At 57.1% G+C, this 429-nt stretch carries 1 pseudogene; it reads left to right on the forward strand.

The window, feature by feature from the left end:
- Positions 1–124 precede the first annotated feature (124 nt).
- Positions 125–429, forward strand: a pseudogene (locus tag ACT3TS_RS19770) (IS1380 family transposase); the annotation flags it as partial.

Genomic DNA, 429 nt, shown 5'->3' on the forward strand with positions numbered 1-429 from the left:
AGCCTTGATCCACCGATGAAATTCGGAGGTTGCTCGGCGGTTTAAACACGAAATGCCCGTCTTTTAGGGGAAAATATGGCTTACCACAGTCAAATTTTCATACCCAAAAGAGGACATCTCGTAGATGATAGTTTCCCATACCCGCGCGGCCGTGTCAGTTTCCTTTGACGAGGAGAATCTTGTGTCGCCCGTAGGGTTGGTGCCGGTGATGCGTTTGGCCGAGGACGCGGGCCTGCATTCCCTGGCTGATGAGTGGTTGTCCGTGCCGACGGACAAAGGTGCGAATGCAGGGTTGAAGGTCGCGGCCCTGGTGGCGGGCATGGTTGCCGGGGCCGATTCCATTGATGACATGGCTGTGTTGCGCCACGGCGGGATGAAGAAGGCCTTCACGGGGTGTTATGCCCCGTCAACGCTGGGCTCGTTCCTGCG

Source organism: Specibacter sp. AOP5-B1-6 (assembly GCF_052376555.1).
Classification (GTDB): domain Bacteria; phylum Actinomycetota; class Actinomycetes; order Actinomycetales; family Micrococcaceae; genus Specibacter.